The sequence below is a fragment of the Hansschlegelia sp. genome (assembly GCF_035538955.1).
Lineage (GTDB): Bacteria > Pseudomonadota > Alphaproteobacteria > Rhizobiales > Methylopilaceae > Methylopila.
Genome location: NZ_DATLJK010000016.1, coordinates 26,384 through 40,211, shown reverse-complemented (window position 1 = coordinate 40,211; position 13,828 = coordinate 26,384). Strand labels below are relative to the sequence as shown.

Genomic DNA, 13,828 nt, shown 5'->3' with positions numbered 1-13,828 from the left:
CGTAGATCGGGAAGACGCGAGCGGGACATGGTGCGGACCTGGCGCCGGGTTAAGCTCGCGCGCTTATAACCGAAAATGCGGCGGAGAAACGGAGGCGGCTATTCGGGCCGCCAGCGGGCGAGCCGCAGCGCGTTGAGCACCACGCTCGCCGAGGACAGCGCCATCGCCGCCCCAGCGATCGCGGGCGACAGGAAGCCGAACGCGGCGAGCGGCAGGCCGACGACATTGTAGGCGAAGGCCCAGACCAGGTTCTGCCGGATGGTCGCGACGGTGCGCCGTGACAAAGCGAGCGCCGCCGAGACGAGCTCGGGATCGGGCCGCAGCAGGGCGACGCCGGCGCTCTCGAGCGCGACGTCCGCGCCGCCGCCCATCGCGATCCCAAGATCGGCCGCGGCGAGCGCCGGGGCGTCGTTGACGCCGTCCCCGACCATCGCGACCTGCGAGCCTTCCGCCTTGAGCCGCTGGATCGTGGCGAGCTTGTCCGCCGGCCGCGCGCCTGCTTCGACCCGCTCGATGCCGACCGCGCGAGCGATCGGGGCCGCGGCCTCCGCGCTGTCGCCCGTCAGCATGATGACCTCGACGCCCTGGCGCTCGAGCCGCCCGACGGCGGCGGCGGCGCTTGGGCGCGGGGCGTCCGCGAAAGCCAGCACGCCGCGCGCGCGCCGCCCCTCGGAGACCGCGACCGCGGTGCGGCCTTCGGCGGCGTGGCGGGCGAGCATCGGCTCGATCGGAGCCGTATGCGCGCCGGCCTCCACGAGCATCCGCACGCTGCCGACCGCAACCTTAAGGCCGCTCACCTCGCCGACGACGCCCTCGCCCGGATCGGCCCGGATCGATGTCGCGGCCGGGACCGCGAGCCCCTGCCCTTCAGCGGCCTCCACGATCGCGTGCGCCAGAGGATGCTCGGAGCCGCGTTCGACAGCCGCGGCGAGCGCCAGCAGCTTGGCGGCGTCGCCATCGACTGCCTCCGTCGCGACCAACGCGGGGCGGCCGGCGGTGAGCGTCCCGGTCTTGTCGAACACGACGGCGGTGACGCGGGCGGCGCGCTCCAGGGCGTCGATGTCCCGGACCAGGATGCCGGCCTTTGCTCCCGCCCCCGTGCCGGCGACCAGAGCCGCCGGCGTCGCGAGCCCAAGCGCGCACGGGCAGGCGATCACCAGGACCGCGATGGCGTGGCCGAGCGCGGCGCCGAAGCCGGCGCCGGCGATCAGCCAGCCCGCAAACGTCACGGCGGCGATCGCCACCACGGCAGGCACGAAGATCGCGGTGACGCGGTCGACCAGCCGCTGCACCGGCGCCTTGGCGAGTTGGGCACGCGCGACGAGCCGCCCGATCCGGGCGGGCGTCGCGTCCTCGCCGACGGCGGTCGCCGTGACCGCCAAAAATCCGGAGCCGTTGAGCGAGCCTGCGACGGCAGGGTCGCCTGCCGTCTTCGCCACCGGCTTGCTCTCACCGGTGACGAGGGACTCGTCGAGCGCGCTTTCGCCTTCAAGGACGGCCCCATCGACCGGCACGCGCTCCCCCGGCCGGACGAGCACGACATCGCCGAGCGCCAGGGTCTCGACCGGGACCTGCTCCTCGGCGCCGCCGCTCGTCCGCCGGCGGGCCGTCGACGGCGTCAATTCGCTGAGCGCCGTCAGCGCGGCGCTCGCTCCCGAGGTCGCGCGCGCCTGCAGCAGATTGCCGAGCAGCACGAAGCCCAGCACCGCGACCGAGGCTTCGAAGTAGAGCGGCCCGTGACCGCCCGCGAGGAGTTGGCCCGCGCTCCAGAAGAAGGCGGCGCTCGTGCCGAGCGCGACCAGCACGTCCATGTTGGCCGCCCCGCCCCGCAGCGACGCCCACGCGCCACGATAGAACCGCCAGCCGACTAGCGCCTGTACGGGCGCTGCGAGCGCGAACTGCAGCCAGCCTGGCAGAATCTCATGCGCCCCGGCGGCCATGCCGATCATCCCGACCAGGAACGGCGCGCCCAGGACCGCGGTCATGATCAGCAGCAGGACCGTTCGCCGCTCGTCGCTGCGCCGTTCGGCCGCCCGATCCGCTTCTGCCTGGCGCCGGGCCGCGGCGCTGGCGGGCCGCACATGCGCCTCGTAGCCCGCCCGCTCGACGGCAGCGACGGCGACGGCGGCGTCCGGCGGGCCGGAGAAACGCACGTCGGCGCGCTCGAGCGGCAGGTTGACGACCGCGGAGGCGATGCCGGGCGTCTGGCCCAGCACCTTCTCGATGCGCGCCGCGCAGGCCGCGCAATGCATGCCTTCGATGTCGAGGGTGAGCGAAGCCGGCTCGAAGGCGGCCGCGGGTTCATGTCGGGTCATGTCGAGGCTTAGATGCGCCCCGCAGGGCTCAAGGACAAGCGGGACGCCGGGCGGCCTTGTCGCGGAGCGACGTCTGCGGCATCGTCCGCCGTCTTCCGCCGCTGATGGCGGTTTCCGCCGCCGCGCGCCGCGCCTCGATGGAGGCTTGCCGCGCATCGCTGTTCGACGACCGCCCGAGCGAAGCTCGCGGCGCGGAGACCGCCATGACTTTCACCCGCCGTCTGCTCGCACGCGTCCTTCTGGGATTATCGCTCGCCGCGCCCCCGCTGGCCGCGCACGCGCAGGAGGCCGGCCCCAGAACGCCCGTGGTGGTCTTCGCGGCGGCCTCCCTCAAGAACGCGCTCGACGCCGTCGCCACAGACTGGACCGCGACGAGCGGCGTCCAGGTGCGGGTGAGCTACGCCGCCTCTTCCGCGCTCGCCAAGCAGATCGAGCAGGACGCGCCGGCCGACCTGTTCATCTCGGCCGACGCGGCGTGGATGGACTACGTCGCCGCCAAGAAGCTGATCGCTCCGGAAAGCCGTGTCGACCTGCTCGGAAACCGCCTGGCGCTGGTGGCGGGCCCGGACTGGAACAAGGGCGAGGTCGACCTCAAGCCTGGCGCAGACCTCGCCGGCCTGCTCGGGGACGGGCGGCTTGCGATGGGCGAGGTGAATTCGGTGCCGGCCGGCAAATACGGTAAGGCGGCGCTGACGAGCCTCGGCCTATGGGATTCGGTCTCCGCAAAGGTCGCCGGCGCGGAGAACGTGCGGGCGGCGCTGGCGCTGGTCTCACGCGGGGAGGCGCCGCTCGGGATCGTCTACAGGACCGATGCGGCGGCCGACTCAAGCGTCAGGATCGTCGGGACCTTCCCCGCCGACAGCCATCCGGCGATCGTCTATCCGGCGGCCATGCTCACAGCGTCGAAGAACCCGAATGCGGCGGCTTTCCTGAAGCATTTGGCCTCGTCACAGGCGCGCAAGACATTTGAAGCGGCGGGCTTCACGGTGCTCGCGCCGCTCTCGGGGAGCTGACCCTGGAGGCGCTCGGATCTGCGCTCGGGCTTGCGCCGGACGACCTCGTCGCCGTCCGGCTGAGCCTGCTCGTCGCAAGCGTCGCGACTGTCGCGAGCTTGCCGCTTGCGGTGTTGGTGGCGCTTGCGCTGGCGCGCGGACGCTTTCCGGGCAAGACGCTGCTCGACGGCGTCGTTCATCTGCCGCTCGTCCTGCCGCCGGTCGTCACGGGCTACTTGTTGCTGATCGGCTTCGGCCGTCGCGGCCCGATCGGCGAGGCGCTCGAGGCCTGCTGCGGCGTGGTGTTCTCGTTCCGATGGACCGGCGCGGCGCTCGCCGCGGCCATCATGGGATTCCCGCTGATGGTGCGCGCGATCCGGCTGTCGATCGAGGCTGTCGATCGCAGGCTCGAGGACGCCGCCGCGACCCTCGGGGCCAGCCGGACGGGGGTTCTGTTCGCCGTGACGCTGCCGCTTGCGCTTCCGGGCCTGCTGGCGGGCGCGGTGCTCGCCTTCGCCAAGGCGCTCGGCGAGTTCGGCGCCACCATCACCTTCGTCTCCAACATTCCCGGCGAGACCCGCACGCTGCCGGCGGCGATCTACACGCTGACCCAGACGCCCGGCGGAGACGCCGCCGCCGGCAAACTCGTTCTGATCGCGATCGTCCTGTCGCTCGCCGCGCTGATCGCCTCCGAGCTGCTGGCGCGACGTCTGGCTTCGCGGATCGCCGGATGAGCGAGAGACCACGCTCAAGCGAAGACGGCTGATGCTCGAGCTCGACATTCGCCGCCGTGTCGGGGACTTCTCGCTCGACGTCGCGTTCGCCGCGCCAGTCGGCGTCACCGCCGTGCTGGGCCGCTCCGGCTCCGGCAAGTCGACGCTGGTGGCGGCCGTCGCGGGTCTCGCCCGGCCGGACCACGGCCGCATCGCGCTGAACCAGACAGCCCTGTTCGACAGCACGGCAGGCGTGAACCTGCCGCCACGCAAGCGGCGTATCGCGGTCGTTTTCCAGGAGAGCCGGCTGTTCCCGCATCTTTCGGTGCGCTCCAACCTGCTGTTCGGCCGCCGGCGCCGGCGCGACGACGCGAGCCCCGCCCTCGAACAGGTGATAGAGACCCTCGGGATCGGACATCTGCTGCCCCGGCGGCCTCGCTCGCTCTCGGGCGGGGAAAAGCAGCGGGTCGCGATCGGCCGCGCTCTCTTGTCAGGCCCGCGGGCCCTGCTGTTCGACGAGCCGCTCGCGGCGCTCGACGCCGAGAGAAAGGCCGAGATCCTGCCCTTCCTGGAGGCCCTGATCCAGGAGGTCGGCCTGCCGGTCCTCTACGTCACGCACGCGCTCGAGGAAGCGCGTCGACTCGCCCGCGGGCTGATCGTGCTGGAGGGCGGGCGGATCGTCGCCGCAGGCGCGATCGAGGAGGCGGTCGCGGCGGCGGGGCTTGCGACCGCAGGCGACCGGCTGCTCGACGGCGTGACGGTCGATGCAGTCGTCGCGCAGCTCGACGAACGATATGGGCTGACAGGGCTTGCGCTCGGCGGCCACCGGGTCTGGGCCCCGGGCCTGATCGGCGCCCCGGGGGCCCCGGCGCGGCTGCGCTTCCTGGCGCGCGACGTCGCGGTCGCGCTCGATCCGCCGCAGCGCTCCTCGGTTCGCAATGTGCTGCCGGGGGTGGTTCGGGGCGTGAAGCGCGGCTATGGGCCCTACGCCTCAGTTTCGATCGACATCGGCGGCGCGGTGTTGCGCGCCGAGATCACCCGCCGCGCCGCCGCCGAGCTCGACCTTGCGCCGGGCCGCGTCGTCTATGCGCTGGTGAAGAGCGTCGCGGTCAGCCGCGCTTAAGGCGCGTTTTCGGGCGCATAGGGAAAGGTCCAGGTCTCGGTCAGCGCGCGGTCGCCGGCCTTCAGGAAAGCGCGCAGCTCCATCGTCTTGCCGGTGTCGGCCTGCACGTCGACTCCCACGCGGAACCCGCCGATCTTCGGGTTCGGCGTCACGAAGGTGCGCAGAATCGCGCCCGAGGATGTCGACGGCACGACGGAGACGCGCGTCGGATCGGCCAGGAAGTAGCCCAAATCCCCGCCGGCGAAGTCGATGATGAAGCGCTGCGTGCCGGGCGGCACCGGCTCGGCCGACCCGAGGGCGGCGGCGCGGGTCGGATAGGTGTTCATCGCGCGCCCGCCGGTGTGCAGCCTCGCGTCCGAGGTCATGGCGCGAATGCGGTAGCCGAAGCTGCGCTCCTTGCCCGCCTCGGCGGGCAAGGACGGGACCCAGAAGGCGACGATGTTGTCGTTGGTCTCGTCATCGGTCGGCAATTCGACGAGCTCGACACGGCCCTCCCCCCAGCCCTCGCGTGGCTCGATCCAGTAGCTCGGCCGCATCTGATAGTTCAGGTCGAGGTCCTGGTAGTGCTCGAACAGCCGATCTCGCTGCATCAGCCCGAAGCCCCTCGGGTCCGTGTCCCAGAAGGCGGAAATCTGCGTGATCTTCGGGTTGCGCAGCGGGCGCCAGACGAATTCGCCGCCGCGGGTCTGCAGCAGCAGCCCGTCGGAGTCGTGCAGCTCAGGCCGGAAATCGGAAAAATGCCGACGCTGGTTCTCAGCGTAGAAGAACATCGAGGTCAGCGGCGCGATCCCGAGCTTCGCGATCGTCCTGCGCGGGATCAGGGTGGCTGTGACGTCCACCACCGTCTCGACGTCGGGATAGACCGTGAAGCGATAGGCTCCGGTGAGCGAGGCCCCGTCGAGCAGCGCGTAGATGGTGGCGGCCTCGTCGTCGGCGCCCGGCATCTCCACCCAGAATTCCCGGAAATCCGGAAACTCCTCCGGCTCCTGGCCGCCGCAATTAACCGCGACGCCGCGCGCCGAAAGCCCGTAGACCTGGTTGCGGCCCAGCAGCCGAAAATAGCTCGCTCCGACGAACGAGATCAGTTCGTCGAACACACGCGGGTCGTTCAGCGGATAGTGCAGCCGGAAACCCGCGAAGCCGAGATCGACCGGCAGCGGCCGCTCGAACCGGTTGGCCCCGTAGTCGAACAGCGCGCCCGAATAGGGCACGGGCGTCGCGATGCCGTCGCGCACGATGTTGACCACCACCGGCCGGCGATACAGGAAACCCGGATGGAACATCTGCATGCGGAACTGGCCGCCGCCGCCGGCGAGCAGCGCGCGGTCGGGCCGAAAGCGGATGTCCCGGTACTGGTCGAAGGTCAGGTTGCGGAGCTCCTGCGGAAGCTCGCTGACGCCGGGATCGTAAGGCTGACCGGCGAGCTCGCGCGCTCGCCTCAGGACGTCGTCATAGCCGAAGGCGGACGCCGCGGGTTGCTGGGCGAAGCCAGGAGCGCCGCTCGCGAGGTAGGCGGCGACGGCGCCGCCAAGCGCCAGCGCGCCGCGGCGGGTGAAGGCAGGACGATCGGTCATCTGGGACGCTTGGACAGGGCGGGCACCTGAAATTCCGTAGGCACATCGCCCCGTTCCCGCAAGGCGGCGCGGCGCCACGACGCGCCCTTCAGCGGGCGGTCTTCCGCGCCTCGAACGCCCGTCGCGCCTTCTCCACGTCGGGATAGTAGGTCTCCGCCCAGATCCAGACGCCGCAGAAGGCCGCGCTCAGGCTGCGGCCAAGCTCCGTCAGGCTGTACTCGACGTGGGGCGGCACCACCGGCAGCACCTTGCGGTCGACAAGGCCGTCGCGCTCCATCTGGCGGACCGTCTTGGTCAACATCTTCTGGCTGATGCCGCCGACCTCCCGGGCGATTTCGGTGAAGCGCAGCGTGCCGCGCTCCTCGAGCGCTTCGAGCACGAGCATGGTCCACTTGTCCGCGACCTGGCCGATCACGTCCTGGACGAGCGCCTCGATCGCGGGGTCGATCTGCGCCGGCGCCGGATGCGTGCGCCGCGCCTCGATGACGGGGTCGCGTCTCGCCGGCTTCACGGCCATGCTCTCCTTCGGGTTACTACCGAACTTTCGGGTGCGTACTTTCTGATGGAGAGCACGAGATCTATCCTGTGTCCAGCCACAGGAAAGGGTTCGATCATGGACATCTCCGGCAGCACGATTCTCATCACGGGCGGCGGCTCGGGCATCGGCCGGGCGCTCGCCGAGGCGCTGCACGCGCAAGGCGCCCAGGTCATCGTCTCGGGGCGGCGTCAGGCCGCGCTCGACGAGGTCACGCAAGCCAATCCCGGCATGAAGGCGATGACGCTCGACATCGCGGACGCCGCGGAGGTCGCGAGCTTCGCCGAACGCGCCGTGCGGGAGCATCCCGGCCTCAACGTCGTGATCAACAACGCCGGCATCATGCAGCCGGAGGACGTCAAGGCGGCGCCGGACTATCTCGCGACGGCGGAGGCGACGGTCGCGACCAATCTGCTCGGCCCGATCCGGCTGACGGCGGCGCTGCTGCCGCATCTCCTGAAGCAGCCGAAAGCCTCGGTGGTCACCGTCTCCTCCGGGCTGGCCTTCGTGCCGATGGCGCTGACGCCGACTTATTCCGCCACAAAGGCCGCGATCCACTCCTACTCGATGGCGCTGCGCCGTCAGCTCGAGGGTACGCCGGTCGAGGTGATCGAGATCATCCCGCCTTACGTCCAGACTGAGCTGATGAGCGAGCGGCAGGCGAGCGATCCCCGCGCGATGCCGCTCACGGACTTCATCAGCGAGACCATGCGTCTGCTCGCGGAGCCAGGCGCCACGGAGATCGTCGTCGAGCGCTGCAAGCCGCTGCGCTACGCCGCCGAAAATGGCGCGATGAGCCAGATGTTCGATGCGATCAACGCGATGCAGCACTGACCCTCGCAGCCCGCGGAGCTCGTTAAGAAAAAACCCTGTCACAATCCGAAGGTTTTTCTTGCGCGGGGGCGCGAACGCTCCTATTTCCGCGCTGCCCAATTTCGCGCGTGCCTGTGTCGTGTGTCGGGTTGGCGGGAACTCCCCGCCGGGCAACCCGATGGCCGGAAATCCCAACCGGCTCTAAGTCGCCTCTCCGGCGGCGGACGCGACGTGAAGCAACGACGTAGAGGGCTTTTTTGGTCTCTCCCGGCTCTCCAACGGCCGGGGTCACTGAAGAGGCGACTACATCCTTGCCGGGCGCGCGGGTCGCGGGTTCTCCCCCTCCCAAGCGTGGCGCCGATCTGAAGCGCAGGACGGTCCGTCGTCTCGCGTGACAATCGTCGCGACTACGGCGTGATCGACGGCCGCATTCCGCACGGGGCGCGGCCACGGAACGACGCATCCTGACCGACGGCGCGCGTCCACATCGCGCCGAACGGAGGGCGTCAATCCATCGGGCCACTTTCGCTGCCGGGTTGAACGCCATGACCTCCCATCTCGACCGCCTCGACAATGACCGCATCCGAGGCTTTCTCGCCTCCCAGAACGCCGACGGGCCCGTGCTGGTCGTCGACAGCGAGGTCGTGCGCGCGAACTACATGAAGTTCGCCCGCGCCCTGCCGGACACGCGCGTGTTCTACGCCGTCAAGGCGAACCCGGCCCCCGAGATCCTGAAGCTGCTCGCGGAGCTCGGCTCGTGCTTCGACTGCGCGTCAGTCGTCGAGATCGACATGGCGCTCGCCACCGGCGTCGCGCCCGACCGGATCTCGTTCGGCAACACGATCAAGAAGGAGCGCGACGTGGCGGCGGCCTTCGCCCGCGGCGTCCGCCTGTTCGCGGTCGACTGCCGCGAGGAGGTCGAGAAGATCGAGCGCGCGGCGCCCGGCAGCAAGGTGTTCTGCCGCATCCTGGCCGACGGGGCGGGCGCCGAATGGCCGCTGTCGCGCAAGTTCGGCTGCGCGCCCGAGATGGCCGCGGACGTGCTTGAGCACGCGCAGCGGCGCGGCCTGGCGGCCTATGGCGTGTCGTTCCATGTCGGCTCGCAGCAGAACAACGTCGGCGCTTGGGACCTGGCGCTCGCCTCGGCGGCGCAGATCTTCCGCGATTGCGCGGAGCGCGGCATCGCGCTCTCGATGGTCAATCTCGGCGGCGGCTTCCCGACCCGCTACCTCAAGGACATCCCTGCGGTCGACGCCTATGGGGCGGCGATCTTCGAGGCGCTGCGCACGCATTTCGGCAACCGCATCCCGGAGACCATCATCGAGCCGGGCCGCGGCATGGTCGGCGACGCCGGCGTGATCGAGGCCGAGGTGGTGCTGGTGTCGAGGAAGTCGGACGCCGAGGACGAGATCCGCTGGGTCTATCTCGACATCGGCAAGTTCGGCGGCCTCGCCGAGACCATGGACGAGGCAATCCGCTACCCGATCCGCACTGCGCGCGACGGCGACGCGATGGCTCCGTGCGTTCTCGCAGGCCCGACCTGCGACTCCGCGGACGTCATGTACGAGAAGACGCCTTATCCGCTGCCCGTCAGCCTCTCGATCGGCGACAAGGTGCTGATCGAAGCCTGCGGCGCCTACACCACGACCTATGCGGCGGTGGCCTTCAACGGCTTCGCGCCGCTCGCGTCCCACGTCATCTGACGAGGCTGCGATGATCCTGATCGGAGACGAGGCCCCGGCCGACCCCGGGGCCCGCGAGGCGCTGCTCGACCGCGCGTTCGGTCCGGCGCGTTTCGCCAAGACCTGCGAGCGGCTTCGCGAAGGCCGTCTTCCGGCGCGGGGCCTGTCCTTCGCCGCCAAACAGGCGGACGGCCGGCTCGTCGGCACGCTGCGCTTCTGGCATGTCGCGCTCGGCGATCGAGCCGGGCTGATGCTCGGCCCGCTGGCCGTGGCGGAAGAGGCGCGCGGTCTCGGGGTCGGCTCCGCCCTCATGAAGGCGGGGCTGGAGCGGGCGCGCGATCTCGACCATCAGGCGGTGATGCTGGTGGGCGACGCGCCCTATTACGAGCGCTTCGGCTTCTCGGCCGTTCACACCGAAGGGCTCACGATGCCGGGTTGGGTGGACCGGGCGCGGTTCCTCGGCCTCGAACTCGCGGCGGACGCGCTCGACGGCGCGCGAGGCCTTGTCCGCGCGACCGGCGCCATTGCGCTGACGTTCGGCGAGGCCCCGCGGCTTCAGCCGCGCCGCGCCGCCTGAGGGCCTGGCGGCTTCACCACCGCAGCAGGCGGGCGCCGAGCGCGGCGCCCGCGGCGGTCACGACAGCGATCCCGACCGGATACCAGGCAGCGACGAACAGCGGCGAGTCGTCCTGGCAATGCGCGGCGTAGAACGTCGCGGCGATCGCCCCCGCGAGCACGCCCGCCGCGGCCCCCATCCCGGCCGGCGAGCCCGGCGCGGCGCGGCGCAGCGCCCACAGCAGCGCCGCGAGCGGAAGCGCGCCGAGCAGCGGGATCATCGTCATGCAGAACAACGCGTTGTGACCGACGAGGCGCGGCGCCCACTCCGCACGCGGCATCACGATCAGCTCGACGGCGACTCCGGCGGCGAGCAGGAGCGGCGCGACCCACATGGCGGCGCCGATCCGGCCCGAGGCCGCCGCAGGGCGAGTGAGCCGGCGAAGAAACGCCGCCGCGCCGAGCGCGAGCGCGATCGTCACCACGAACTTGAACACGTAGCGGACTGAGCCCAGCGCGCTCATCGCGTCTGGCCGCGGGCCGATCGTCAGGGCGAAAGCGACCGCCGCGCAGAGCGTGGCGATCGCCACCGCCGTCCAGAACAGGTTGCTCAACCGCGCCGGCCGGGGGACGGCGGCGTCTGCAGTCAGCGCGCCGATCAGCGCATCCGTCCTCATTCCCGAAAGCTCCGATAGGCCGCCGACAGGGCGGCCAGTCCACGATGCAGCGCCACACGCACTGCCCCTTCGCTCATATGGAGACGCTCCGCCGCGCTCCGAATGTCTTCGCCGTCGACGGTGATGGCCTTCACCACCTGGTGCTGCCGACCCTTGAGCACCTCGAGCAGCCGCTCGGCCTCGCGGGACGACAGCTCTCCGTCCGGTTCCGGCGCCGGCAGCGTCTCCAGAAAGTCGTCGATCGGCACGTCGATCCTGCGGCCGCGGCGGCGCATCGCGTCGATCAGCTTGTTGCGCGCGATCGCCGCGACCCAGGGACCGACCGGCTGCCGCGGGTCCCACGTGCCGCGCTTGAGGTGGATCGCCAGCAGCGTCTCCTGAACCACGTCTTCGACATCCGCCGCATCGAGTCCCGGTCCCGCCCCGCGTCTGCGGACGACAGCCCGCAGAAAGGGAGTCAGGGTCTCCAAAAGCCGCCTGTAGGCCGCTGCGTCGCCTGCCTGCGCGGCCTTCATCCAGGAAGCCCAGTCCCGTTCTTGGTGGCGCACCGGGGATCCTTGATGAGCGATACGCGGAGAAAGGCGGGAGCGTTACGCAGTAGACGTCACGGCCGCGTCACGCCGCGCGGTTGATTGTCGTGCCCCGTTCGGCCTTTATCGCCGGCGGCCCGGCTGGAGAGCGAAGGAGTTTCGAGGAATGACCGATTATCCGGTGTACGCCAAGATCGACGGACCCATCGTGATGATCGGCTTCGGCTCCATTGGGCGCGGCGTGCTGCCGCTGATCGAGCGGCACTTCGACTATGACAAGAGCCGCATCGTCGCGATCGACCCGAGCGACCTCAACAAGCACGTGCTGGACGAATACGGCGTGCCCTTCATCCAGAAGGCCGTCACCCGCGAGAACTACCGCGAGCTGCTCACCCCTCTTCTGACCAATGGCGGCGGCCAGGGCTTCTGCGTGAACCTCTCGGTCGACACCTCGTCGGTCGACATCATGGAGCTCTGCCGCGAGGTCGGCTGCCTCTACATCGACACCGTCAACGAGCCCTGGCTCGGCTTCTACTTCGACAAGAGCAAGGGCCCGAGCGAGCGCTCCAACTACGCGCTGCGCCAGATGACCCTCGAGGCGCGCCGCCGCAACCCCGGCGGGACCACCGCGGTCTCGACCTGCGGCGCGAACCCCGGAATGGTGTCGTTCTTCGTCAAGCAGGCGGCGCTCAACATCGCCTCGGACATGAAGCTCAACGTGCCGGAGCCGACCTCGCGCGAGGAATGGGCGGCGCTGCTGCGGCACATCGGCGTCAAGGGCGTCCACATCGCCGAGCGCGACACGCAGCGCGGCAAGAAGGCCAAGGAGCGCAACGTCTTCCTCAACACCTGGTCGGTCGAAGGCTTCATCTCGGAAGGCCTGCAGCCGGCCGAGCTCGGCTGGGGCACCCACGAGAAATGGGCCCCGGCGAACGCCGAGAGGCATACCGATCCGAAGGCGCCGGCGATCTATCTGATGCAGCCCGGCGCCGCCACCAAGGTGCGCACCTGGTGCCCGACGCCAGGCCCGCAATACGGCTTCCTGGTCACCCACAACGAGTCGATCTCGATCGCCGACTACTTCACGGTCTGGGAGGACGGCAAGCCGGTCTACCGGCCGACCTGCCACTACGCCTATCACCCCGCCGACGACGCGGTGCTGTCATGGCACGAGCTGTTCGGCGCGGAAGGCAAGGTTCAGGACAGGCTGCACGTGCTCGACGAGGACGAACTGGTCGACGGCGTCGACGAGCTCGGCGTGCTGCTCTACGGCCACGGCAAGGGGGCCTATTGGTACGGCTCGCAGCTGTCGCTCGAGGAGACGCGCAAACTGGCTCCGTACCAGAACGCCACGGGTCTGCAGGTCACTTCGGCGGTTCTCGCCGGCATGGTCTGGGCGCTTGAGAACCCGAACGAGGGCATCGTCGAGACCGACGAGATGGACTTCAAGCGCTGCCTTGAAATCCAGCTGCCCTATCTGGGTCCGGTGAACGGCTACTACACGGACTGGACGCCGCTGGAGAACCGCCCGGGCCTCTTTCCGGAAGACATCGACGAGAGCGATCCCTGGCAGTTCCGGAATTTCTTCGTGGGGTGACTGAGGCCGATCCGCGGGGTTCGGCCGGACCCCGGGCCGGACAAAGGGCGGATGCGGGCGTTCAGCCGCCCGCGAGTTTCGGATCGCGCAGATGACGATCATCGATCTGATCAGGGCTTTGGCCGAGGACAGCCCGGTCGCGATCTGCCTGACAGACGCCCAGCCTGCGGCGCCCGGGCCGCTGATCCTTTACGCAAACCCCGCTTTTGCGCTGCTGACAGGGCGGCCGCTTGCGGAGGTGATCGGCGTCAGCCCGCGCTTCATGCAGGGGCGTGAGACCCGCCGCCCCACCCTCGACGTTTTCGCGAAGGCGCTCGCCGAGAGGCAGCGCTTCCACGGCCAGATCACCAACTATCGGGGAGATGGCGCCAAGTATCTCGTCGAAATCGATTGCCGTCCAATCTTCGGGCCGGACGGCCAGCTCACCCACTTTCTGGCCTTCGAGCGGGAGGTTGCGCGCCGTCGCGGCAGACCGGGGAGCGGAGTCGCCGGGCGCTTCGAGCCGGTGTCGGTGCCCGATTCAGAGCTGCCTCTCGGCCTGAAGAGCATGGCGGTCTTCGCCAGCCTGCCTTCTGCGGCCGAATAGACGGCGGCTCATCGCGAGCGCTGCGTGGCGGCTCAAATTAACGCCCTTTTAACGCCGTTCTTTGGCGTTCCGGCCTTGCTTGCCCTCGATCTCGGCGGCAATTCCGCGGATTTAACGAACAATCAACGTACGTTCT

The 13,828-nt window shown here is 70.0% G+C and carries 13 protein-coding genes; 8 read left to right on the top strand and 5 right to left on the bottom strand.

Translation table 11 applies throughout. The features are described 5' to 3' along the window. Positions 1–98 precede the first annotated feature (98 nt). Positions 99–2,315, bottom strand: a complete 2,217-nt coding sequence (locus tag VM780_RS15355; protein ID WP_325448893.1) for a heavy metal translocating P-type ATPase — start codon at positions 2,313–2,315, stop codon at positions 99–101. A gap of 203 nt (positions 2,316–2,518) precedes the next feature. Between VM780_RS15355 and modA the strand changes: the two genes are divergently transcribed. Genes modA through modC form a run of 3 tightly spaced genes read left to right on the top strand, consistent with a single transcriptional unit; the run spans position 2,519 to position 5,143 of the window. Then, complete coding sequence (modA, locus tag VM780_RS15350) at positions 2,519–3,328, top strand: molybdate ABC transporter substrate-binding protein (protein WP_325448891.1); 810 nt, start codon at positions 2,519–2,521, stop codon at positions 3,326–3,328. A 2-nt stretch (positions 3,329–3,330) separates the two neighbouring features. Next, entirely contained in the window at positions 3,331–4,041 is a 711-nt protein-coding gene (gene modB / locus VM780_RS15345) for a molybdate ABC transporter permease subunit (protein WP_325449144.1), read from the top strand. A 31-nt stretch (positions 4,042–4,072) separates the two neighbouring features. Further along, positions 4,073–5,143 carry a molybdenum ABC transporter ATP-binding protein gene (gene modC, locus VM780_RS15340; RefSeq protein WP_325448889.1) on the top strand — a complete coding sequence of 357 codons (1,071 nt, stop codon included), beginning with the start codon at positions 4,073–4,075 and terminating at the stop codon, positions 5,141–5,143. On the opposite strand, the gene VM780_RS15335 is transcribed toward modC, so the two are convergent. Continuing rightward, on the bottom strand, positions 5,140–6,717 hold the full coding sequence (locus VM780_RS15335; protein WP_325448887.1) for a glucan biosynthesis protein G: 1,578 nt from the start codon (positions 6,715–6,717) through the stop codon (positions 5,140–5,142). The two genes, modC and VM780_RS15335, sit on opposite strands and share 4 nt — an antisense overlap. Before the next feature lie 88 nt (positions 6,718–6,805). Next, positions 6,806–7,234: a helix-turn-helix domain-containing protein gene (locus VM780_RS15330; protein ID WP_325448885.1), complete on the bottom strand. Its 429-nt coding sequence runs from the start codon at positions 7,232–7,234 to the stop codon at positions 6,806–6,808. A gap of 96 nt (positions 7,235–7,330) precedes the next feature. Between VM780_RS15330 and VM780_RS15325 the strand changes: the two genes are divergently transcribed. The 3 genes from VM780_RS15325 to VM780_RS15315 all read left to right on the top strand — a co-directional run bounded on the left by VM780_RS15325 (position 7,331) and on the right by VM780_RS15315 (position 10,324). Beyond that, entirely contained in the window at positions 7,331–8,086 is a 756-nt protein-coding gene (locus VM780_RS15325; RefSeq protein ID WP_325448883.1) for an SDR family oxidoreductase, read from the top strand. A 524-nt stretch (positions 8,087–8,610) separates the two neighbouring features. Further along, positions 8,611–9,768 carry a type III PLP-dependent enzyme gene (locus VM780_RS15320; RefSeq protein WP_325448881.1) on the top strand — a complete coding sequence of 386 codons (1,158 nt, stop codon included), beginning with the start codon at positions 8,611–8,613 and terminating at the stop codon, positions 9,766–9,768. Positions 9,769–9,778: 10 nt separating this feature from the next. Next, positions 9,779–10,324: an N-acetyltransferase gene (locus VM780_RS15315; protein ID WP_325448879.1), complete on the top strand. Its 546-nt coding sequence runs from the start codon at positions 9,779–9,781 to the stop codon at positions 10,322–10,324. A 13-nt stretch (positions 10,325–10,337) separates the two neighbouring features. Here the strand turns inward: VM780_RS15315 and VM780_RS15310 are convergent, their stop codons facing one another. Continuing rightward, the gene (locus VM780_RS15310; protein ID WP_325448877.1) at positions 10,338–10,979 is read right to left on the bottom strand and encodes an NrsF family protein; all 642 of its coding nucleotides are present in this window, start codon (positions 10,977–10,979) and stop codon (positions 10,338–10,340) included. Next, complete coding sequence (locus VM780_RS15305) at positions 10,976–11,494, bottom strand: sigma-70 family RNA polymerase sigma factor (protein ID WP_414652836.1); 519 nt, start codon at positions 11,492–11,494, stop codon at positions 10,976–10,978. The genes VM780_RS15310 and VM780_RS15305 overlap by 4 nt, the downstream gene beginning before the upstream one ends. A 181-nt stretch (positions 11,495–11,675) precedes the next feature. Here VM780_RS15305 and VM780_RS15300 point away from each other — a divergent pair, with 181 nt between their 5' ends. Both VM780_RS15300 and VM780_RS15295 read left to right on the top strand, forming a co-directional pair. After that, positions 11,676–13,106, top strand: coding sequence for a homospermidine synthase (locus VM780_RS15300; protein WP_325448873.1), 1,431 nt, complete (start codon positions 11,676–11,678; stop codon positions 13,104–13,106). Positions 13,107–13,197: 91 nt separating this feature from the next. Continuing rightward, a complete protein-coding gene (locus VM780_RS15295) occupies positions 13,198–13,692 on the top strand; it encodes a PAS domain-containing protein (RefSeq protein WP_325448871.1) in 495 nt (164 codons plus the stop codon). Positions 13,693–13,828: the final 136 nt, after the last annotated feature.